Annotated in this window: 20 protein-coding genes; 5 read left to right on the top strand and 15 right to left on the bottom strand. The window is 72.7% G+C overall.

The genetic code is table 11. From position 1 onward, the window contains the following. Nucleotides 1-6: 6 nt before the first annotated feature. From AB0O01_RS13670 to hemL, 8 genes are all read right to left on the bottom strand, one after another. A complete protein-coding gene (locus tag AB0O01_RS13670) occupies nucleotides 7-393 on the bottom strand; it encodes a nuclear transport factor 2 family protein (RefSeq protein WP_365313005.1) in 387 nt (128 codons plus the stop codon). A gap of 40 nt (nucleotides 394-433) precedes the next feature. Then, entirely contained in the window at nucleotides 434-1,552 is a 1,119-nt protein-coding gene (gene ccsB / locus AB0O01_RS13675) for a c-type cytochrome biogenesis protein CcsB (protein WP_365313006.1), read from the bottom strand. Beyond that, complete coding sequence (locus AB0O01_RS13680) at nucleotides 1,549-3,561, bottom strand: cytochrome c biogenesis protein ResB (RefSeq protein ID WP_365313008.1); 2,013 nt, start codon at nucleotides 3,559-3,561, stop codon at nucleotides 1,549-1,551. Before AB0O01_RS13680 ends, ccsB begins: the two co-directional genes overlap by 4 nt. Nucleotides 3,562-3,568: 7 nt before the next feature. Next, a complete protein-coding gene (locus AB0O01_RS13685; protein WP_365313010.1) occupies nucleotides 3,569-4,372 on the bottom strand; it encodes a cytochrome c biogenesis protein CcdA in 804 nt (267 codons plus the stop codon). A 1-nt stretch (nucleotide 4,373) separates the two neighbouring features. Continuing rightward, on the bottom strand, nucleotides 4,374-5,024 hold the full coding sequence (locus AB0O01_RS13690; protein WP_365313012.1) for a TlpA disulfide reductase family protein: 651 nt from the start codon (nucleotides 5,022-5,024) through the stop codon (nucleotides 4,374-4,376). A 66-nt stretch (nucleotides 5,025-5,090) separates the two neighbouring features. After that, the gene (locus AB0O01_RS13695; protein ID WP_365313013.1) at nucleotides 5,091-6,440 is read right to left on the bottom strand and encodes a hypothetical protein; all 1,350 of its coding nucleotides are present in this window, start codon (nucleotides 6,438-6,440) and stop codon (nucleotides 5,091-5,093) included. Between the two features lie 275 nt (nucleotides 6,441-6,715). Beyond that, a complete protein-coding gene (locus AB0O01_RS13700; RefSeq protein ID WP_365313014.1) occupies nucleotides 6,716-7,447 on the bottom strand; it encodes a histidine phosphatase family protein in 732 nt (243 codons plus the stop codon). Beyond that, on the bottom strand, nucleotides 7,447-8,763 hold the full coding sequence (gene hemL, locus AB0O01_RS13705) for a glutamate-1-semialdehyde 2,1-aminomutase (RefSeq protein WP_365313016.1): 1,317 nt from the start codon (nucleotides 8,761-8,763) through the stop codon (nucleotides 7,447-7,449). Before hemL ends, AB0O01_RS13700 begins: the two co-directional genes overlap by 1 nt. Before the next feature lie 662 nt (nucleotides 8,764-9,425). On the opposite strand from hemL, the gene AB0O01_RS13710 reads away from it, so the two are divergent. Beyond that, the gene (locus AB0O01_RS13710) at nucleotides 9,426-9,863 is read left to right on the top strand and encodes a hypothetical protein (RefSeq protein ID WP_003974483.1); all 438 of its coding nucleotides are present in this window, start codon (nucleotides 9,426-9,428) and stop codon (nucleotides 9,861-9,863) included. Nucleotides 9,864-9,913: 50 nt separating this feature from the next. On the opposite strand, the gene AB0O01_RS13715 is transcribed toward AB0O01_RS13710, so the two are convergent. Next, a complete protein-coding gene (locus AB0O01_RS13715; RefSeq protein ID WP_365313018.1) occupies nucleotides 9,914-10,459 on the bottom strand; it encodes a flavoprotein in 546 nt (181 codons plus the stop codon). 316 nt (nucleotides 10,460-10,775) lie between these two features. Further along, nucleotides 10,776-11,183: a hypothetical protein gene (locus AB0O01_RS13720; protein ID WP_365313020.1), complete on the bottom strand. Its 408-nt coding sequence runs from the start codon at nucleotides 11,181-11,183 to the stop codon at nucleotides 10,776-10,778. 483 nt (nucleotides 11,184-11,666) lie between these two features. Here AB0O01_RS13720 and AB0O01_RS13725 point away from each other — a divergent pair, with 483 nt between their 5' ends. Next, nucleotides 11,667-14,339, top strand: coding sequence for a LuxR C-terminal-related transcriptional regulator (locus AB0O01_RS13725; RefSeq protein ID WP_365313021.1), 2,673 nt, complete (start codon nucleotides 11,667-11,669; stop codon nucleotides 14,337-14,339). A 90-nt stretch (nucleotides 14,340-14,429) separates the two neighbouring features. After that, a complete protein-coding gene (locus tag AB0O01_RS13730; protein WP_365313023.1) occupies nucleotides 14,430-14,630 on the top strand; it encodes a hypothetical protein in 201 nt (66 codons plus the stop codon). A gap of 55 nt (nucleotides 14,631-14,685) precedes the next feature. On the opposite strand, the gene AB0O01_RS13735 is transcribed toward AB0O01_RS13730, so the two are convergent. Then, nucleotides 14,686-16,095: a DUF2252 domain-containing protein gene (locus AB0O01_RS13735; RefSeq protein ID WP_365313025.1), complete on the bottom strand. Its 1,410-nt coding sequence runs from the start codon at nucleotides 16,093-16,095 to the stop codon at nucleotides 14,686-14,688. 241 nt (nucleotides 16,096-16,336) lie between these two features. On the opposite strand from AB0O01_RS13735, the gene AB0O01_RS13740 reads away from it, so the two are divergent. After that, on the top strand, nucleotides 16,337-16,792 hold the full coding sequence (locus AB0O01_RS13740; protein ID WP_365313153.1) for an SHOCT domain-containing protein: 456 nt from the start codon (nucleotides 16,337-16,339) through the stop codon (nucleotides 16,790-16,792). 40 nt (nucleotides 16,793-16,832) lie between these two features. Continuing rightward, nucleotides 16,833-17,237, top strand: coding sequence for a helix-turn-helix transcriptional regulator (locus AB0O01_RS13745; RefSeq protein WP_365313026.1), 405 nt, complete (start codon nucleotides 16,833-16,835; stop codon nucleotides 17,235-17,237). A 59-nt stretch (nucleotides 17,238-17,296) separates the two neighbouring features. On the opposite strand, the gene AB0O01_RS13750 is transcribed toward AB0O01_RS13745, so the two are convergent. The 4 genes from AB0O01_RS13750 to AB0O01_RS13765 all read right to left on the bottom strand — a co-directional run bounded on the left by AB0O01_RS13750 (nucleotide 17,297) and on the right by AB0O01_RS13765 (nucleotide 21,247). Next, on the bottom strand, nucleotides 17,297-18,457 hold the full coding sequence (locus AB0O01_RS13750; protein WP_365313028.1) for an NAD-dependent formate dehydrogenase: 1,161 nt from the start codon (nucleotides 18,455-18,457) through the stop codon (nucleotides 17,297-17,299). Between the two features lie 113 nt (nucleotides 18,458-18,570). Continuing rightward, a complete protein-coding gene (locus AB0O01_RS13755) occupies nucleotides 18,571-19,518 on the bottom strand; it encodes a LysR family transcriptional regulator (protein WP_365313030.1) in 948 nt (315 codons plus the stop codon). A 206-nt stretch (nucleotides 19,519-19,724) separates the two neighbouring features. Next, nucleotides 19,725-20,759 carry a class I SAM-dependent methyltransferase gene (locus AB0O01_RS13760; protein WP_365313032.1) on the bottom strand — a complete coding sequence of 345 codons (1,035 nt, stop codon included), beginning with the start codon at nucleotides 20,757-20,759 and terminating at the stop codon, nucleotides 19,725-19,727. Next, a complete protein-coding gene (locus AB0O01_RS13765; RefSeq protein WP_365313034.1) occupies nucleotides 20,756-21,247 on the bottom strand; it encodes a molybdopterin-dependent oxidoreductase in 492 nt (163 codons plus the stop codon). The genes AB0O01_RS13760 and AB0O01_RS13765 overlap by 4 nt, the downstream gene beginning before the upstream one ends. Nucleotides 21,248-21,267: the final 20 nt, after the last annotated feature.

Below are 21,267 nucleotides of genomic sequence, written 5' to 3' on the forward strand. Positions count from 1 at the left end.
CCCCGGCTATGCCCCCGCCTGTGCCCCGGGCTTGATCTCCCCCGCGAACACCACGATCTGGTCGATCCGGTCGCGGCGCAGATGGACGACATCCGTCCCGGCCAGCCGGGGCCCGCCGCCCGGCGTCGTGAACACCCACCGGTACCGGGCCCACTCGTCGGGCATGTCGACGCCGGAGGCGCGGACCATCGTGCCGGTGCCCGCCGGGTGGTTGCGGATGTCCAGGACGAACCGTTCGACCGCCTCGATGCCCTCACTGCGGCCGAGGGGGCCGAAGAGAAGGACATCGGGCGTGAGGGCCTGGGCGAGCAGGCCCGGCACATAGGTGTCGTCGGAGGCGTTGAAGGCGGAGAGGAACGTGTCGATCGCGAACTGAGCGGTCTCTTCCTGCATCCCCTCAGTATGACCGGCCCGCTCCGGGACCGGCCGGTGTTCAGAACCCGACGGCCTGGAGCGCCCCGAGGCCGACATCGGCGTAGGAGTGCTTGCCGGAGACGAAGATGTTGACGCCGTAGTAGTTGAACAGCCAGCAGGCGAAGGCGATCAGGGCGAGGTACGCGGCCTTGCGGCCCTTCCAGCCGGCCGTGGCGCGGGCGTGCAGATAGCAGGCGTAGGCGACCCAGGTGATGAAGGACCAGGTCTCCTTGGGGTCCCAGCCCCAGTAGCGGCCCCAGGCGTCCCCGGCCCAGATCGCGCCCGCGATGATCGTGAACGTCCAGAGCGGGAAGACGGCGGCGTTGACGCGGTAGGCGAACTTGTCGAGGGAGGCGGCGGCGGGCAGCCGCTCCAGGAAGGAGTGGGCGAAGCGGCCGGGGGTGCCGCCGGAGGCGAGCTTGGCCTCGTGGGAGTCCCGGAAGAGGTAGAGCAGTGTGGTGACCGCGCCGACATAGAAGACCGCGCCGCACAGGATCGCCGTGGAGACATGGATGTAGAGCCAGTACGAGTGCAGAGCGGGAACCAATTGGTCACTGGCGGTGTACAAGACAGTGACGGCCAGGCCGAGATCGAGGAGGACGACGGTGGTCAGGAAGAGACCCAGCCAGCGCACGTTCTGCTTGAGCGCGAGCAGCAGCAGATAGACCCCGACGGCCACGGTGGAGAAAGTGATGTTGAACTCGTACATGTTGCCCCACGGCGCCCGCTGCACGGACAGCGCGCGGGTGAGCACCCCACCGAACTCCACGAGGAAGGCGACGACGGTGAGCGAGATGGCGATACGCCCATAGAGGTCGCCCTTCTCACTGCCCCCGTGCGCACCGGGCCCGTCGGGCACGTCCCGCGCCCCGGCCACCGCCCGTACGACGACCTTGGGCCGCTCCAGCACGGCGGTCCCGCCGGCCTTGCGTACCGTCACGGCCGGTGCGGTGGTGGCCGCGTCCGCGGAGGTGTCCGCGGTGAGGGCGGCGGAGGTGCGGCCCACCTTGCTGCGGCTGCCGAGGAGCCATTCGGCGATATAGGCGAAGAAGGCCAGGGTGTAGACGGCCATCGAGGAGTAGATCAGCGTGTTGCTGATGTTCGCGAGGTTCTCGTTGGTCGCGGCGGCGAGAGTCACTTCTCAGCCCCTTCGGCAGGTACGGCGGGGTCGGGGGAGTCGGATACGGGGTCGGCTGGCTCGGGGGCGTCAGGGGCATCAGGGGCGTCAGGGGCCGGAGTGTCGGGGTCCGAGCCGCCGGGGTCTGAAGCGTCGGGCTCTGGTGCGCCGGACTCTGGGGCGTCGAGGTCCGGGGTGTCGGGGTCGGCGGGCTCGGGGGTGCCCGGTGCCTTGTCGTACAGGAGCCCGGCCAGTTCGCCGAGTTCCTCCGGTACCTTCGCGGACTCGCTGCGGCCGAGCCCGGCCATCTCGACGACGGTGATCCCGTCGGCGCCCTTGACGGCCCGCACCCACACCCGGCGGCGCTGGACGAACAGGGACGCGGCGAGACCGAAGATGGCGGCGACGGACCCGGCCAGGGCCCAGCCGCTGGCGGGCTGCTGGGCGATCTGGAAACCGGCCCACTCCTGGACGCCCTCGAAGGTGACCGACCCGGCCCCGTCGGGCAGCGTCATGGTGTCGCCGACGGCCAGCCGCTGCTTGAACAGCTCGCCCTTGGAGTCCTTGAACTCCTCCATATTGGTCTGGTCGAGCCGGTAGATGCTCTGCGGGATACCGGCGTCGACCCCGAGGTCGCCGTGGTAGGCGGAGAGCGCCAGGCGCGGGTTCAGCAGCGCGGGGAACTGCGAGACCATCGTGCCCTCGCCCTCACCGGCGAAGGTGGGGACGAAGAAGGCGTTGAAGCCGAGCTGCTCCCGCTCGCCGTCGGCGTTGCGGTAGCCGTCCATGACCTTGATGGCGCCGGTGGAGGTGGAGAAACCGTCGAGCGGCAGCAGGGCCACGGCCTCCTTGTCCATGACGACCTTGCCCGTGGCGTCGCGGACGGTGACGATCGGCGCGTAGCCGTGGCTGGCGAGATAGACCTTGGTGTCGCCGATGGCCAGAGGTTCATTGACCCGGAGGGTGGTGGTCTTCTCCTCGCCGTAGGCGCCGACGCTGTAGGTGATCGTCGCCTCATAGGTGCGGGGGGTGCCGCGGTTGGGGCCGGTGGGCTCGTAGGTGCCGCGGAAGTCGTCGAGGATGAAGCTGAAGGCGTCCAGGTCGTCCTGGGAGAAGAGGTTGCCGGACTTGAAGTCGTCGTACTGGGTGAGGGTGTTGGCGAAGCCGTCGCCCTCCAGGATCAGCTTGTTGCCCTCGGACTTGAAGAGCTGGCCCCAGGCGAAGGCGATCAGCATCACGACCAGCGCGATATGGAAGGCCAGATTGCCGACCTCGCGCAGATAGCCCTTCTCCGCGGCGATGGAGTCCCCGGCGGGGTGGGCGCGGAACCGGCCACGCTTGAGGATCGCGAGGGCGGCCTCGTGGACCTGCTCGGGCTCGCTCTCGGTGCGCCAGGTGGTGTAGGCGGGGAGCCGGGTGAGCCGCTTGGGCGCGCCCGGGGGGCGGCTGCGGAGCTGGCCGACGAACTGCGTGGTGCGCGGGACGATACAGCCGATGAGGGAGATGAACAGCAGGATGTAGATCGCGGAGAACCACACCGAGCTGTAGACATTGAAGAGGCCGAGCCGGTCGTAGATCGGCGCGAGGGTCTCGTGCCGTTCGCGGAAGTCGTCGACCTGGGTGATGTCGATACCGCTCTGCGGGATCAGGGAGCCGGGTACGGCGGCGAGCGAGAGCAGCAGAAGCAGCAGCAGCGCGACCCGCATGGAGGTGAGCTGGCGCCAGAACCAGCGCAGCCAGCCGATCACCCCGAGGGAGGGGAGGTTCGGGGCGTCGTCGCGGGGGGCGGTGGAGAGCCGGGTGCCGGCCTCGCCGAGTCCGTCGTCGTCGGGGGTGCGGGTCGCCGCCCGCTTCCCGGCGCGCGCGGCGGCGGGGCCCTTGTCCCGGGCGCCGGACTTGGTGCCGGTGCCGGTGTCGGCGTCGACGTTGGTCGCGGTGCCGGTCGCGGTGCCGGTGCCCGTACCGCTGTCGGTCCCGGTGCCGCTGTCGGTCCCGGTTCCCGTGCCGGTCCCGGTGTCGGTGTCGCTCATCGGTCGATCAGATCCCCACAGTGAAGCCGTTGGACCAGGTCTGCATCTGCTGGACGAGGGTGTCCCAGACGCCGGTCAGCAGCAGCAGACCGGTCGCGATCATCATGATGCCGCCGACCCGCATGACCCAGACATGGTGGCGCTTGATCCAGCCGAAGGCGCCGAGGGCCCGGCGGAAGGCGACCGCGGCGAGCACGAAGGGCAGGCCGAGGCCGAGACAGTAGGCGATGGTGAGTATGGCGCCGCGGCCCGCGCTGCCCTGCTCGGAGGAGAGGATCAGCACGGAGGAGAGGGTGGGGCCGATGCAGGGCGTCCAGCCGATGCCGAACAGCGCGCCCAGCAGCGGGGCGCCGGCGAGTCCGGTCACCGGGCGCCGGTGGAGGCGGAACTCGCGCTGGGTGAGCCAGGGCATCAGACCCATGAAGAAGACGCCCATCACGATCATGATGACGCCGAGCACCTTGGTGAGAACGCTCTGGTTCTCCATCAGGGTCTGCCCGAAGAACCCGAAGAGCGCCCCGGTGGAGACGAAGACGGCGGTGAAGCCGAGGACGAAGAGGGAGGCCCCGGCGACCATCCGCCCCCGGCGGGCCTCGGCGAGATCGGTGCCGGTGACTCCGGTGACATAGGAGAGATAACCGGGGACGAGGGGGAGGACGCAGGGGGAGAAGAAGGAGACCAGCCCGCCGAGCAGGGCGATGGGCAGGGCGACGAGAAGGGCGCCGTTGAGGACCGTGCTGTTGTAGCCGACGGCGGCGAGGTCGAGGGAGCCGCTCGCGGCCAGCGTCGACACTCCGGACAATCCGGTCATGTCACTTCTCCGCCAGCACCGGTTCGAGCATGGAGCGCAGTTTCTCCTCGCTGAGTGCCTGGAGGGTGCGCGCGGCGATCCTGCCCTGCCGGTCGATGATCAGCGTGGAGGGGATGGCCTGCGGGTTGAGGGTGCCCTTCTCGAAGCGGAGCATCAGCTTGCCGGTCGGGTCGTACAGGCTCGGGTAGGTGATCCCGTACTCGTCCTCGAATGCCTGGGCCAGATTGGTGGAGGGGTCCCGGGTGTTGATGCCGACGAACTGGACGCCCTCGTCCTTGACGTCCTGGTAGACCTTCTCGAAGTTCTTGGCCTCGGCCCGGCAGGGCGGGCACCAGGAGCCCCAGATGTTGAGGACGACGACCTTGCCCTCGTAGTCGGCGACATCCGCGGTCGCGCCGTCGACGGTCGGGCCGGACAGCTCGGGGACGTCGGTGCGCTCACCCGGCTCGACGGTGGCGATGCCGTCGGCGCCGGTGATGAAGCCGGTGCCGCCGCCTCCGCCGGACGTACCGCCGGAGCTGCACGCGGTGGCGAACAGCGCGACCACGGCGGCACCGGCCCCCAGGGCGGCGCGGCGGCGGGCGGGAGCGGTGGTGCGATGGCTGCGGCGGGACCGGTTCGAGCACAGGGGGGCGCGGCTGGCGGCACTCATGTGAAAAGTTTCGCATGTCCGTTCCGGGGATCTTGGGCACCCCCCTCGGGACCGCAAACGGCCATTTCAGGCCGCGTTCGACGCCCCCGAGGAGGGTGGGGTGGAGGTGGCCGAGGAGGGTGAGGCGGAGGTGGCCGAGGAGGGCGAGGAGGAGGTGGCCGCGCCGCCGCCGAGGAACCCCTGCCAGCCGCCGGTGGGCGCCTGCCCCACATCCAGCGTCCGGAGCTGGTCGAGCATCTCGGGCCGCTGCACGTCCAGCCAGTCCACGAACTGCCGGAAGGAGACCATCCGGACGTCCTCACCCTTCTCCCGCTCGCGCGCGATGTGCTTGATCGACTCCTCGACGGCGTCCATGTAGATCCCGCCGTTCCACTGCTCGAAGTGGTTGCCGACGAAGAACGGCGCCCGATTCGTCTCGAAAGCCCGCTTGAACCCCTTCACATACGCCTTGGTGGCCTGCTCGCGCCAGCCCGGGTAGTGGTGGGCGGGGGCGTTGGTGGAGTTCACGGACTGGTTCGCGAGGATGTTGTAGTCCATGGAGAGCACCTCGAAGCCGCGCCCCGGGAACGGTATCTGCTGCAACGGCAGATCCCAGATCCCGTTCCGCTTGACCGGCCAGACCTGGCGTCCGCCGGGTGAGGAGGCGTCGTAGCGCCAGCCCAGCTCGCGGGCGACGGGCAGCAGATTGTCCTGGCCGAGCAGACAGGGCGTGCGACCGCCGACGAGTTCCTTGTCGTAGTCGAAGGGCAGGGACGGCAGATCGGTCCAGCCGGTGTTGGTCCGCCACTCCTTCACGAACGCCTTGGCCTGGTCCGTCTCGCTGCGCCACTGCTGCGGGGTCCAGTTGCCGACCGAGCCGGAACCGGCGCAGAAGTGCCCGTTGAAGTGGGTGCCTATCTCATGGCCTTCGAGCCAGGCGCGGCGGATGTTCGCCAGGGTGTCCCTGATGTGGGCGTCGGTGAGATAGCCGATGTCGGAGGCGCCGCGGTCGTTGTTCGGCGGGTTGTACTTCCGCTTCTTCGACTCGGGCAGCAGATAGAGCCCGGAGAGGAAGAAGGTCATCCCGGCGTCGTGCTCCCTGGCGAGATCCAGGAAGCGCGGGAAAAGCCCGTTGCCGACCTCACCGGCCCCGTCCCAGGAGAAGACCACGAACTGCGGCGGGGTCTCCCCCGGCTCCAGCGCCCGGGGCGCCCCGGGCTGGCGGGGCTGTTTGCCGGTGAAGGAGGTGGATCCGTCGCCGATGGGCTTGGCACTGGGCGAGGGACTCCCCCCGTCCCGCCCCTGCCCCGACCCCCCGGAGCCGTCCGCCCCGGTACCGGTACCGGCACCAGTACCGGTACCGCACGCCGCGAGCCCCACCGTGGCGGCGACGCCCGCGCCCAGTCCTATCGCTCCCCTGCGGCTGATGTGCGACATGGAGTCCCCGTCCCTGTACGTCCTCTGTGGTCACCCAGTCAGAGGCGGACAGGAACGGGGAGGTTCCTTGCAGAAGTGAAGGTTTGCCGACAAATATGACGATCGGGTCACAAGGGGTACGAAGCGCGGAGCGCAGGGCACGGAAGGCAGCGGCCGGACGGCAAGGACCGACCGGCAAGGACCGACCGGCAACCGCCGAACGGCAACGGCCGGACGGCAGCATCCGGGCGGCAGCGGCCTGACGGCACCGGCTTACTGGAAACGGCCGGACGGCCTCAGGCCCCGAACGCCTTGTCCTTCCCCTTCACCGGCCTGGCCCCCACCCGCAGATGCGGCGGCACCAGCTCCAGCGCGGGCTCGCAGTAACCCACCGACACGATCCGGTCGCCCTCGTAAGTGAAGGACGTCAGCGAGGCGAGGGTGCACTGCCGTCGGCGCGGGTCGTGCCACAGCCGCCGCCGCTCGATGTACGACCGGACGATCCAGATCGGCAACTGATGGCTGACCAGCACGGCCTCGTGCCCGCGCGCCGCGTCCCTGGCGGCGTCCAGCGCCCCCATCATCCGCACGACCTGATCGACGTACGGCTCTCCCCAGGACGGGCGGAACGGGTTGGTGAGGTGGCGCCAGTTCTCGGGGCGGCGCAGGGCGCCGTCGCCGACGCCGAAGGTCTTGCCCTGGAAGACGTTCCCGGCCTCGATGAGCCGACGGTCGGTCGCGATGTCCAGGCCGTGCGCCTTGGCGATCGGGGCCGCGGTCTCCTGCGCGCGCTCCAGCGGGGAGGAGACGACCCGGGTGACATCCCGGTCGGCGAGGTGGTCGGCGATCCGGTCGGCCATCCGCTGCCCCAGCTCGGAGAGGTGGTAGCCGGGCAGCCGCCCGTACAGGATGCCCTCGGGGTTGGCGACCTCGCCGTGCCGCACGAGATGGACGACGGTCAGCTCCCGCCCACCGCCCCCTTCTCCCTTTTCGACCCCTTCTTCAACCCCTTTTTCCTGGTACGCCATCACTCCGTGGCCTCCGCCGCCGCTCGGGCCGCCGCCGGGAGCGCGTCGGCGATCCGCTCGACGGCCCGGTCGTCGTGCGCGGTGGACACGAACCAGGACTCGAAGGACGAGGGCGGCAGATACACCCCGCTCGCGAGCATCGAGTGGAAGAAGGCGTTGAAGCGGAACGACTCCTGCCGCCGCGCGTCCTCGTAGTCCCGCACCTCACGGTCGGTGAAGAAGACGGAGAACATGTTGGAGGCGTTCTGGATGCGATGAGCGACGCCCTCCTTGCCCAGCGCGTCGGCGACCAGCCCCTGGATCCGGGCGGACACGGCGTCGACGGTCTCGTACGCCGCCTCGTCCAGCAGCCGGAGCTGGGCGAGCCCGGCGGCGGTGGCGACCGGGTTCCCGGAGAGGGTGCCGGCCTGGTAGACGGGCCCGGCCGGGGCGAGGTGCGCCATCACATCGGCCCGCCCCCCGAACGCGGCGGCGGGGAAGCCCCCGCCCATGACCTTCCCGAAGGTCATCAGATCGGGCACGACCCCGTCGATCCCGAACCACCCGGCCCGGCTGGTCCGGAACCCGGTCATCACCTCGTCGGAGATGAACAGCGCGCCCTGCTCCGCGCACGCGTCCTTCAGCCCCTGGTTGAACCCGGGCAGCGGCGGGACGACGCCCATGTTGCCGGGGGACGCCTCGGTGATCACACAGGCGATCTCGCCCGGGTGGGCCCGGAAGGCGGCCCGGACGGCTTCGAGGTCGTTGTACGGCAGGACGATGGTGTCCCCGGCCTGCGCCCCGGTGACCCCGGGGGTGTCGGGCAGCGCGAAGGTGGCGAGGCCGGACCCGGCGGCGGCGAGCAGCGCGTCCACGTGCCCGTGGTAGCAGCCGGCGAACTTGATCACCTTGGTCCGCCCGGTGAAGCCGCGGGCCAGCCGGATGGCGGACATGGTGGCCTCGGTGCCGCTGCTGACCAGCCGGACCTGCTCCAGCGGGCCGACCCGCCCGGTCATCTCCTCGGCGAGCGCGACCTCGCCCTCACCGGGCGTACCGAAGGAGGTACCGCGGGCGACGGCCGCCTGCACGGCGGCGCTCACCTCCGGGTGCGCGTGCCCGAGGATCATCGGCCCCCAGGAACAGACGAGGTCGACGTACTCGCGCCCGTCCGCGTCCGTCAGATACGGCCCGGTGCCGGACACCATGAACCGGGGGGTGCCGCCGACCGCGCGGAACGCACGGACCGGCGAGTTCACGCCACCGGGCGTGACGGCCGCGGCACGGTCGAACAGCGCCTGCGAGGCGGGTGCTTCGTATGGATATGGCAGTTCGCTCATGACCTTGCGACTTCTCCGACTTCTCGGACTCCGGGGGCAGTGATACCTCAGGGTAGGACAGGGGGTGGGGGTGGAGGGGGGTGGGCGTGGTCGGGGGGTGTGGGGAGGGTGAGGGGGCCGGGGGCGAGCGGGTGACCCTCGGAGGGCGCAGAGGCACAGAGGCGTGGGGGCATCCGGGCATCCGGGCAGCGGGGCAGCGCGGCATGGGGGCGTGCGGGCGGTCGTGGCGCGAACCGGCGGCGCAAACCGATGATCCTTCCCGGACCATCTGCGAAAATGACCGTTGATACGTACAGCGTCCACGGCCGTATGGGATGGGTGCTGCGAAGAACCTGCGGACAGGTGTTTCACCGCACGTTTCGGCGAGCGGCCGTGGGGGAGGTCACTGACACGATGATCGGGTTGCACGGCCGGGGCCGGGCGTCCCAGAAAAGCAGTCGGGTGGAGATATGCATCGCGGTGGCGGACTGGGCGAGGGGACTGATGACCTGGGTCCTCGACGTGCCCGGCGGGGAAGGCACCGGCGCGACGCGGAGGAAGCCGCCGAGACACGTCAGGCACAGGGTGCGCCGAACGAACCCGAGCCGATCGACCGACGGATCGACCGACCGATCGACCGCCGACTGGACGGCCTGCGGGCCGGGAGCAGGAATGGTGGTCGGGTGGGGGTGACGTACAAGTACTTCGGCGCGCCCGACGGGGCGACCGCGGCCCGGGTGCCGATCTCGATGCGCCCCGAGGAACTCGGCGGCGACGAACTCGGGATGAACGGCATGTTCACCAAGATCAAGCCGGAGACGATGGCCGCGATGGTCCTCACCGGCATCGAGGGCGTCCCGCTGCACAAGGTCCCGCCCCTGGAGCTGGTCGTGCTGCACCCCGACTACGCGGTGGTCAAGCTCCCCATGACGGTCGTCGACCCCCTGCGCGGCATCGGCGAGGAAGCGGTGGGCGCGGCGGCGTTCATCTGGTCGACGGTGCCGGATCGAGGGGGGCCTCGGGACGCGTTCAATGTGTATCAACTGCTGCACGAGTGGCAGGACTTCTCGCACCGGTTGCATGAGGCGGGGCATCAGCCGTACTGCTTGGTGTGGCCCTGAGCCGGGGTTTTTCCCTCTTCCTCCCTCTCTCGCGGGCACGACGGCACTGATCACGGCCACCGGGACGAATGGGGCGCCAGCAGCTCCAGCGCCTCCGCCCAGCGGTAGCGGTGGGCGCCGCCCCCGGCCTTCGGACGGTGCGGCTCGTACGAGCCGATCAGGACGCCCATCTCGCGCAGCCGATCCAGACTCTGCCGGTAGGCGGGATGGGCGGCCTGGGCGGAATTGAGATACGGCAGCACAGCGACCGGAATCCCCATGGCGGGCGCTTCGCACAGGACGCCCAGGGCGAGGTTGTCGGAGATCCCGGCGGCCCATTTGTTGACCGTGTTGAAACTCGCCGGGGCGACGGCGATCGCATCCGCGGTCCGCGTCGGGCGGGGTTCTCCCGGGGACCGCCAGGCCGAGCGGACGGGGCGACCGGTCCGGGCCTCGACCGCCGCCACGTCCAGGAAGCCGAGCCCTTGCGGGGTGGCGATGACGCCGACATCCCAGTGCCGCTCCTGCGCCGCGGTGATCAGCCGGCTGACATCGGCGGCGACACCGGCCGCGCAGACGACGATCTGGAGGAACGGGTTACCGTGCGGGTCAGTCACGCGGGGGCTCCCAGTTGGCGGCTGAAGTGGTGCAGCTCGGGCAGTGCGCGGCGGCGGTCGCGGGCTGCGCCTCGCAGAAGGGCTGCCCGGGGCCAGGGCGGCGGATACCCTCGCCGCCCCAGATGTTGAAAGTGTTGCTGCGCGGGTTCCTCGGGTATCTGCGGGCCTCGGTCGCCGCGAAGGTCGGCGGTGCTCGCGAACCGCCGTGAACTCATCGACGCTCGACCGGGCGGTGAGGGTGAGGCTCCGCAGACCCGCAGGCCCACTGAGTCGCAGACCCGCTGAGTCGCAGACCCCCTGAGCCGCAGCCCGCCCGCTACAGGGAACCCCCCGCCGTCACCCGCCGATACGCCGCCCTCGCGTGCGCCACCCTCGCCACCACTGTCCCCACCAGCGCCGCCGTCAGCAGGCAGGCCAGCCACAGGGTGTCGCGCGGGGCGGTCCAGGTGAGGGTGCCCGCGGGCGGGATCGCGAAGCCGTTGAGGAACAGCCAGCACAGGACCGCGATACCCGGCGCCGCCGTGAAACGGGCCCATACGCCGAGCAGCGCCGCCAGCAGTGACAGCGCGGCGAGGGCGGGGCCGGGGCGGTCCGGGCCCATGAGGGCGTTGTGCAGGGCCACCAAGGTCAGGGCACCCGCGAAGGCGGTCGCCCACACCAGCGGGGTGGCCACGGGGTGCGGGACGGGTCTGGCCCCGGCGCTCAGAAACACCCACTTGATCATGCTGACGGCACCCGGTTCCCTCCCGTCCTCCCCGGCGGCGGGGACACCGACCGCTTCATCGGCTTCATCGGCGTGGACGCTCGACGTTCGACGCTGGACGCTGTGGTGGATTCTCCCACCGGGGGGTGGGGGAAAGCGACGGGCAGCATCACACCCGGCCACGCGGCCACCCGGCACCCGGCCAGTCAGTCATCCGGCGCCCAGCGGCCCACCGCCAGCCGCCCAGCCGCCCGGCACCCGGCACCATCGCCCGGTGTCGGCATCACACCCAGTCACCCGGCCACCCGGCGCCCGGCCACCGCCACCACACCCGGCCCCCGCCGACCCGGCGCCCCCCGCCAATCCCGCGCCCCGCCCCGCCCCCGCCCGCAGCGCCCGCCCGCAGCGCGCGCCCCCGCCCCCCGGCTGGGATCATGGAGCCGTGATGCCCGTCCCGCCGACCGGCCGGGCGCCGGGCCCTGCCGTCCTCCGAAGGCTGGGGTGGTGAACGTCGTGGATGTGCCGCGCAGCGACGACCCGCTCGGGGATCCTCTTCTCTTCACCCGCACGGTCGTGCCCGACCGCCCCGCCCGCGCCCTCCGCCGGGCGCGCCTCACCCGGCATCTGGATCAAGGGCTGGCGACCCCGCTCACCCTGGTCAATGGCGCCGCCGGGGCCGGGAAGACGGTCGCCGTCGCCGAGTGGGCCGCCGGGCTCGGGCGGCCCGTGGCCTGGCTCACCGCCGAGGCCGGGGACCGTCGCCCCGGGGAGTTCTGGGCGTATCTGCTGGAGTCGCTGCGGCGGGCCGGGGTCGCCCCGGCACTGCGGGTGCCCGCGGACGCCGTCCGGGTCGACCGGCGGATGCTGGCCCTGCTCGCCGAGCAACTGCGCGGGCGGGACGACGGCGGTGTCGTGGCCGTCGTCGATGCGTTCGAGCAGGTCACCGGGGGCGAGGTCGCCGAGCAGATCGAGTTCGTGCTGCGGCACGCCGGGGGCGGGCTGCGGCTGGTGCTGGTCGCGCGGACCGAGCCGCTGCTGCCGCTGCACCGGTACCGGGTCGCCGGGCAGCTCACCGAGGTGCGCGGCGCCGAGCTGGCCTTCACCGACGACGAGACCGCCCTGCTGCTGGAGCTGCACGGGCTGCGGCTGCCGTCGGCGACCGTGCACGCCCTGGTGGAGCGGACCGGCGGGTGGGCCGCGGGGCTGCGGCTGTGCGCCATGGCCGCGCTGGAGGCCGACGACCCCGAGATCTATCTCAAGGAGTTCGAGGCCGACCGCGGTGCCGTCGCCGACTTCCTGCTCGCCGAGGTGCTCGCACAGCAGTCCGGCGACGCCCAGGACCTGCTGCTGCGGACCAGCGTCCTGCGGCGCTTCAGCCCCCCGCTCGCCAATGCCCTCACCGGGCGTTCCGACGCCGAACCGCTGCTGGTCGGGCTGCACCGCGACAACGCCTTCGTGGAGCCGCTCGGGCACAACTGGTACCGGCTCCACCCGCTCTTCCGGGAGATCCTCCGCGCCCATCTGCGGGTACGCCTCCCCGGCCTCGAACCCGAGCTGCACCGCCGGGCCGCCCGCCGCCTGCTCGGTTCCGGGGATCTCGCCGAGGCCCTCACCCACGCCGCCGCCGCAGGCGACTGGGACTTCGCCGCCGGTGCCCTCGTGGACGACCTCGCCCTCGGGCAGTACTTCACCGGTCTGCGCGCCGGGGGGCTGCAACGGCTCTTCGCCGGGATGGAGGGCATGGAGGGCATGGAGGGAGTCGGGGGATGCCGGCCGCTCTCCTCCTCCACCGTCCTGCTGCACGCCGCCCGCGCCTTCCGCGCGCGCGACATCCGGCTCGGGTTCGCCCTGCTCGCGCGCGCCGACCGGGGGGAGGTGTCCCCGGCCACCCGGGTCTGCTCCGCCTTCCTGCACGGCGTCGGCGCCCGCCTCACCGGCGACCCCGACCTCGCCACCCGCGCCCTGCACGACTTCTCCGCCGCCTGTACGGACGTACCCGCCGCGCTGCTCGGGCGCCATCCCGAGCTGCGGGCGCTGCTGCTCGTCCAGGTGGGGGGCGCGTATGTGTGGGGCGGGCGGTTCGAGGAGGCGCGGGCGGTGCTCACCGAGGCCGCCCCGGGCGGCGACCCCTGCGACGGGCCCCGGGCCGAGGCACGGGAGCTGCTCGCGCTGATCGACCATCTGTACGGCTGGCCCAGACGGGCGGAACGGAAGGTCCCGGCCGGGGGCGCGGGGACCGGTCTCGGGGCGCTGGTCCTCGCCGCCGTGGCCATCGAACGCGACGACCTCGACCGGGCCCGGGCACTGCTCGACGAAACGGCCGGCGGGACGGACACCTCCCAGGGGCGGGAGACATCCACGGCAGGCGGCACGCTCAGCGACCCGCTGCTGGATGCCGTCCGCGCCCTCGTCCGGGCCCGGCTGACGCTCGCCCGCGGGCACCCCCGAGGGGTGGTGCCGGGGATCGTTCCCGGTGCCACCCCCTCTCCCTGGATCGACGCCCGGCGCGCGGCGCTCGCCCTCGCCTCGGGCCGTGCCGAAGCCGCTGAAGCTGCCGAAGCCGCTGAAGTGCTCGCCGGGGCCGGGTGTCCGGCGCCGCTGGACGCGGTCGAGGGTGCGTGGCTGCTGCTGGCCGCCGGGCGGGCCCGCGCCGCCGCCGCCCTGGTGGGGCGGGTACGGGGCGATCATCGCGCCGGACCCGCGGTGACCGTACGGGCCGCGCTGGTGCGGGCCCGGCTCGCGGAGCTGGCCGGGGACACCGGTACCGCCCGGCGGCTGCTGGGGCAGGCGCTGCTGGACGGGCGGCGCGAGCGGCTGCGGCGGCCGTTCCTCGACGCCGGGGCGTGGCTCGGGCCGCTGCTCACCGCGCCGCCACTGGACGAGCTGGCGGCGGGCTGGCTGCCGTGCGGGAACGCGGTGGGTGGGGGTGCCGTGGGCGGGGATGGGGTGGGTGGGGGTGCCGTGGGCGGGGACTCGCCGCCCGTGGGGGAGTTGAGCGAGCGGGAGCGGGAGGTGCTGCGGCGGCTGGCGGGGATGATGTCGACGCAGGAGATCGCCGCCGACCTGTGTGTCTCGGTCAACACCGTGAAGACCCACCTCAAGGGCGTCTACCGCAAGCTCGCCGTGAACCGGCGCAACGACGCCGTGCGCCGCGCCCGCGAACTGGGGCTCCTCTGAGCCCCCCCGCCCGCTCCGTCCCCCTCCCCTCCCCGGCTCACCTGTATCGGGTGAACCGCGGGGCCCCCGTCCCGGCCCAGCATCGTAGGCATGCGCTACGAGATCCGGGTCGACGGGCTGATGTCGGACACGCTGACGCGTGCCTTCCCGGAGCTGCGGCATGTCGTGATCCTGGGCCAGACCGTGCTGTTCGGGCCGGTCGTCGACGAGGCGCATCTGTACGGGCTGCTGTCCCGGTTCCAGTCGCTCGGCCTGCGCGTGGTGGAGCTGCGCCAGCTCCCGGAGGGATGACACCGGCCCTCCCGGAGGGGTGACACCGGCCGTCGTACGTCGGCCGTCGTACGGCCTACAGGTGCTGGGCCCGCACCCGGCCGTCCCGTACCGCCGTCCGCAGTTCCTCGTAGTCCCGTTCGTTGCGGTCGGCGTAGGACTGGGCGAACTCGGCGAGCGCCCGGTCGAAGCGGTCGCCGCCGCCCAGGTAGGCGCCGATGGCGACCGGGTCGCCGGAGCGGGCGTGGGCGCGGGCCAGGCACGCCCCGCACAGCCGGGCGAAGAGGGTGAGCATCCGCGGGTCCATGGTCTCGGGGCGGGCGATGCCCTTCCAGTCCCAGAGCTGGCGGACGTAGAAGTCCCGGGGGCGGTCGTCCAGGCCGACGACATGGGTCCAGCCGAGGAGGATGTCGCTGGTCGTCTGGATCAGCCGCTGTCCCTCGACCACCCGGCGGCCCTGGTTGTCGTAGCCGTCGCCGCCGGTGGGGCCGGACAGCACCGACGGTCCGGCCTCCTTGGCCTGGAGCAGCAGGGGATCGTCGTCGTCCCGGCCGAGCAGCAGCACCACCCAGCAGCGGGTGCCGACGCTGCCGACGCCGACCACCTTGCGGGCCATGTCGACCAGCCGGTAGTGGCGCAGCAGATGGCGGCGCTCGGTGGGCAGGGTCCGCGCGTAGCTCTCCAGCACGCCCCGCAGCTCCTTCTCCCGGCCCTCCTCGGACGGGTCGTCCAGGAGCTGGTCGAGGGGGGTGATCAGGGGCGGGTCGGCGGCGATCCGGCGGCCCTCGGCGGTGACGGTGGTCAGCTTGGCGAACGCCTTCGTGCTGGTCCGGGTGCGGGCCCGGCGCGCGGCCTGCTGGGTACGGCGCTCCGAGCGGGCGTCGAGGGAGGAGCCGAGCAGCTCCCGTACGGTGTCGGGGTCGTCCTGGGAGTACCAGATGTCCAGCGTGCGCATCCCGGCGAATTCCCGCATCCGCAGCCGGTACTCGGCGACGCAGGCCCGGACCAGGTCGTTCTGGTCCTTGACCGGGTAGCCGTTGGCGCGGGCGGCGATGGCCAGCCCGGCGGCGAGCCGCTTGACGTCCCACTCGAAGGGGCCCGGCAGGGTCTCGTCGAAGTCGTTGATGTCGAAGACCAGGCGGCGCTCCGGTGAGGCCAGCAGCCGGAAGTTCAGCGGGTGGGCGTCGCCGCAGAGCTGGACGCCGAGGCCGGTGTCGGGCTGGGCGCCCAGGTCGGCCGCCATGATGGCCGCCGCGCCCCGGTAGAAGCGGAACGGCGATTCCATCATGCGTCCGTAGCGCAGCGGCACCAGTTCGGGGACGCGCTCGGCGGACTGCCCCTCGATCACCGCGATCGGGTCGAACCGGTCCGGGGGCGGCTCGAACCGGGCGTGCGCCGAGCGGGACACCCGCTCCCGCGCCTGCTTGCCGTACGCCGCCCGCTCCGCGGGGGTGAGGGCGGCGGTGAAGTCGCTCGCCGAGGTCATGGCCGGACCTCCCAGTGTCTTCGTGCGTCCCCCGCTCCACCCTCCAGCTCATCAGAGGTTCGCGCACCTCACCAGCGGGGGGCCGACTCCACCGGATCGCCCTCCCCGGATGACTGGCCCGGATCACCCTCCCCGGGCGACTGGACCGGATCACCCTCCGGGGGTGACCCGCGGGGCGCCGGGCGGGCGGACCCTCGACACGAACGGCAAGGGGGACCGGCGAAGAGAGAAGAGCGCACCCATGTATCTGGCGTACGACTATCCGCTTCTGAGCGCCTTCTGGACCATGCTCCTGTTCTTCCTGTGGATCATGTGGTTCATCCTGCTGTTCCGGGTCGTCCTCGACATCTTCCGGGACGACCGGCTGAGCGGCTGGGCGAAGGCGGGCTGGCTGGTGTTCTGCATCGTGCTGCCCTTCCTCGGCGTGCTGGTCTACGTGATCGCGCGGGGCCGGAACATGGGCCGCCGGGAGATCGAGCAGGCGCGGGCGCAGCAGGAGCAGTTCGACGACTACATCAAGAAGACGGCGGGCGGCTCCGCCGGGACCAGCAGCGCGGACGAGCTGGCCAAGCTGTCCGAGATCCGCGCCCGGGGCGACATCACGGACGACGAGTTCCGCCGGGCCAAGGAACTGGTGCTGACCGGGCACGGCGCGGGCGTCGGCGGGAGCGGGAGCGGCGACAGCGGCAGCCGGTAGGGCACCCGGGCGGGGGCGGCCGTCACCTATCTTGGCCGTCATGCACGCTTACACCATCGGTCAGGCCGCCCGGCTGCTCGGCGTCAGTCCGGACACCGCCCGGCGCTGGGCGGACGCGGGCCGGGTCGCCACCCATCGTGACGAGGCCGGGCGGCGGTTCATCGAGGGCACCGCCCTCGCCGCGTTCTCGGTGGAACTGGCCAAGGGCGGCACGGCCGGGCCCGGCGACGAGGAGACCCCGCACACCTCCGTCCGCAACGCCTTCCCCGGGATCGTCACCGCCGTCAAGCTCGGCGATGTCGCCGCGCAGGTGGAGATCCAGGCCGGGCCGCACCGGCTGGTCTCGCTGCTCACCCGGGAGGCGGTGGAGGAACTGGGGCTGGAGGTGGGGATGGAGGCCACCGCGCGGGTCAAGTCGACCAATGTGCACATCGACCGGGCCTGACCGCGCCCCCCACCCCTCACTCCAAAAAGGGGCGCCCCCTCCCCCGTCCTCCCCCCGTCCTACTTCGTCACCGAGTACGAGTGCGCGCCCGTCCCGGCCAGGGCGCCGCCGTCCACGATCAGATACTCGTCGCGGATCGGGCGGCCCGCGAAGAAGGACTCCAGGATCTCCCGGGTCCCGGCCGCGTAGCGGGCCTGCGCGGAGAGGGAGGAGCCGGAGATGTGCGGGGTCATGCCGTGGTGGGGCATGGACCGCCAGGGGTGGTCGGCGGGGGCGGGCTGCGGGTACCAGACATCACCGGCGTACCCGGCGAGCTGCCCGGACTCCAGCGCCCTGACCACCGCGTCCCGGTCCACGATCAGCCCGCGCGCGGTGTTGATCAGATAGGCGCCCCGCTTCATCGTGCCGAGCAGCTCGTCGCCGAAGAGGCCCTCGGTCTCCGGGTGCAGGGGGGCGTTGATGGTGATGACATCGCAGTGCGGGGCCATGTCGGCGGTGCTCTCGTGCCAGGTCAGCCCCAGCTCGCGCTCGACCGCCTCGGGCAGCCGGTGCCGGTCGGTGTAGTGCAGCTTGACGTCGAAGGGCGCGAGGCGGCGCAGTACCGCGAGGCCGATCCGCCCGGCGGCGACCGTGCCGACGTGCATCCCCTCCAGGTCGTAGGAGCGGGCCACGCAGTCGGCGATGTTCCAGCCGCCGTCCAGGACCACCCGGTGGGACGGGAGGTAGTTGCGGACCAGGGACAGCGTCATCATCACCACGTGCTCGGCGACGCTGATGCTGTTGCAGTAGGTCACCTCGGCCACGGTCACCCCGCGCGCGATGGCCGCGTCCAGGTCGACATGGTCCGAGCCGATGCCCGCGGTGACCGCCAGCTTCAGGTTCTTCGCGGCGGCGATCCGCTCGGCGGTGAGGTACGCCGGCCAGAACGGCTGCGAGATCACGATGTCCGCGTCCGCCAGCTCCCGGTCGAAGACGGAACCGGCGCCCTCCTTGTCGGAGGTGACGACGAGGGTGTGGCCGGCCTTCTCCAGGAAGTCGCGCAGCCCCAGCTCCCCGGAGACACTGCCGAGCAGATGGCCGGGGGTGAAGTCGATCGCCTCGGGGGTGGGGGTGGTCTGGCCGCCGGGGTAGTGGTCGATGGGCGGCAGGTCGTCCCGGGCGTAGGTCGCCGGGTAACCGTCGGTGGGGTCGTCGTACAGGACGCAGAGCACCTTGGCCATGGTCGCGGCTCCTCAACTTCCATTGCGGTGACTGGCGTTGTGGTGCCTCTCACCATCCTCGGGGTCGTTCGGCCCGGTCAAAACGAACGTTGCTATGCGGGGATAGCGGATGGCTATGAGCGGTGCCGGGGTGCGGCGGGCCGCAGATAGGTGTGCAGCCGGGCGTCCAGCGCGTCCCGTACGCCCGCCTCGCGGGCCACCGTCAGCAGGGCCCGCGCCAGCATCGACTGGGGTTCGCTGCGGGCCACCACCAGCCCGACCCGGGGTCCGTGCGCGGGGCCCTCCAGCGGGACGACCCGCATGCCGTCCGGCACCCCGAACAGATGCAGCCAGGCGTGCGAGACCACGCTGGACCAGCGCCCGCCCGGCAGATGGGCGTACAGCCCGGCGACACTGTCGGACTCGATGGCGGGCGCGGCGACGGCCCCGTCGGCGGCGAAGCACTCGTCGATGATCCGGCGGTTGCGCATCCGCGGGGACAGCAGGCACAGCGGCAGCGCGGCGGCCTGCGCCCAGCGCGCACGGTCCGCCGCGCCGAGCGGGCCGTCGACCGGGGTGAGCAGCATGTACCGCTCCTCGTAGAGGGGGAGGCTGCGGACCCGGCGCAGGGTGTCGTCGTCCAGGTAGGTCATCGCCGCGTCGAGTTCGAACTCCGCGAGGCCGTGCCGGATCTGGGCCGAGGACAGCGACTCCAGGGTGACCCCGGCCCGCGGATGCCGGTCGCAGAACGGGGTGGTGAGGAGGGAGGCGACGGGGAGCGCGGTCGGTACGACGCCCAGGCGCAGGGTGCCGGTCAGTCCGCCGCGCAGCGCCGACAACTCCTGGCGCAGCGCGTCCTGCTCGGCCAGCATCCGGTGGGCCCAGGCGAGGACCACCTCGCCCTCCGGGGTGAGCCCCTCGTAGCGCCGGCTGCCGCGCCGGACCAGGGGCACGCCGAGTTCGTGTTCGAGGCGGCGGATCGCGGCGGAGAGGGAGGGCTGGGAGACGTAGCAGGCGGCTGCCGCGCGGGCGAAGTGCCGCTCCCTGGCGAGCGCGACGAGGTACTCCAACTGACGCAGCACGGGCGGACGGCTCCTCGGGTCACGCCGGTCACCGGCCTCGGGCGGCCCGGCTCGGCTCGGGAGGGTTCGGGAGGGGTGGGAGGGTTCGGGAGGGGGTGGGAGGGGGCGGCCCGGCTCGGGAAGGGTTCAGGGGAGTCCGGGAGGGTTCGGGAGGGGGCGGGAGGGGGCGGGAGGGGGCGGGAGGGGGCGGGCAAGGGTAGGGGCGGTCACCCCGGGCGGACGGATCGGCTCAGGAAGTGGTGGGGGGCGTCCTCGTAGTGGGCGGGACGCCAGCCCGCGGCCTCCAGCGCCGCGTGCAGGTTGGCGCGGTCCAGGGGGTCCGCGGGGTCCAGGGGGCGGCCGTGGCGGGCGGCGCGCTCGGCGCGGCCGGAGGGGTGGAACAGCAGCAGCACCCCGCCGGGGGCGGTGACCCGGGCCCACTCGGCGAGCGCGGCGGCCGGGTCGGGGACGTGGTCGACCAGCCCGGCGCTGAAGACGCCGTCCACCGCGCCCGGCGCCAGTGGCAGCCGGCAGGCGTCGGCCAGCAGCAGCCGGGCCAGTGCGCCCCGGCCCTCGCGGGCGGTGGCGGTGAGCATCGCCGGGGTGAGGTCGACGCCGAGGACCGCGCCCGCCGGGCCGACCTCGGCGCGCAGCGCGGGCAGCGCACGGCCGCTGCCGCAGCCCACGTCCAGCGCCCGCTGTCCGCCGCGCAGGCCCATCCGGGCGACCGCCGCCGCGTAGCGGGGCCCGTCGGCGGCGAACCGGGCCTCCCAGTCGGCGGCGCGGGGGGTGAAGAAGGCCCGGGTGGCGGTGAGGGCGGAGCGCCGGGCGGCGTGGTCGGCGAACCGGGTGAGGAGGGGGGTGGGGTCGGGGGTGCCGGGGCCGGGGGGCAGGGGCGGCCAGACCCGGACGCCGTCGCCGTCCCCACCGCCGTCCCCGCCCGCCCCGGTGGTGCCCGGTGCCGCGCGGTCCAGGAGCCGGGCGCCGAGGCCGACGCCGAGCACCGGGACCCCGGCGGTGAGCGCGGCCCGCAGCAGCGTCACCTCGGCTGCCCCGCACGGAGGTTCACCGCCGCCGCCGTCGCCGTACGTCCCGTCGTCCGTCACCACCACCGCCACCACGCCCTCCAGTGCCCCGGGTACGCCCTCCCCCGCCCATACCCGGCAGACCCGGACCCGTAGCCCGGCGTGTTCCAGGGCCTCGGTGGCGGGGTGGGGCGCGGGGTGCGGGGCGTGTTCGAGGAGCAGGGCGTCCCGGGTCACCGGGTGCCGTTCCCGGCGGGATAGCCGCCGTCGACATGGACGGTGTCGATGCCGCTGATGTGCCGGGCGCCGCAGCGGTCCTGGGGGAGCACCAGTTGGGGGCCCGCCCGGTCCAGGGGGTGGCCGTCGAGGGTGACGGCGAGCAGGACGGGGGCGCGGCCGAAGTCGGGGTCGATCTCGGCCCAGGTGAGCAGCGCGTGATGGCCGTCGGCGCCGCGCACCGCGATCAGGAAGCGCAGCCGGTCCTTGCGGCGGGCGGGGTCGAAGGCGGGGCGGGCGTCGCTGAGCACCTCGTGCAGCAGCGGGCCGGTGAAGCGGTGGCGCTGGACGCCGCTGGTGGCGCACTCGAAGGCGACCTCGGCGCGGTGCTGGGGCCAGCCGAGCAGATCGGGGACGGTCAGCCGGGACGGGCGGCCCAGATCGCCGGTGAGGGCGAGTTCGGCGAGCGGGCGGACGGCCGGACCGGGGGCGGTGAGGGACTGACTCACGGGCTATCACCTCCCGGTTG

This window comes from Streptomyces sp. NPDC093252 (genome assembly GCF_040683675.1).
Classification (GTDB): domain Bacteria; phylum Actinomycetota; class Actinomycetes; order Streptomycetales; family Streptomycetaceae; genus Streptomyces.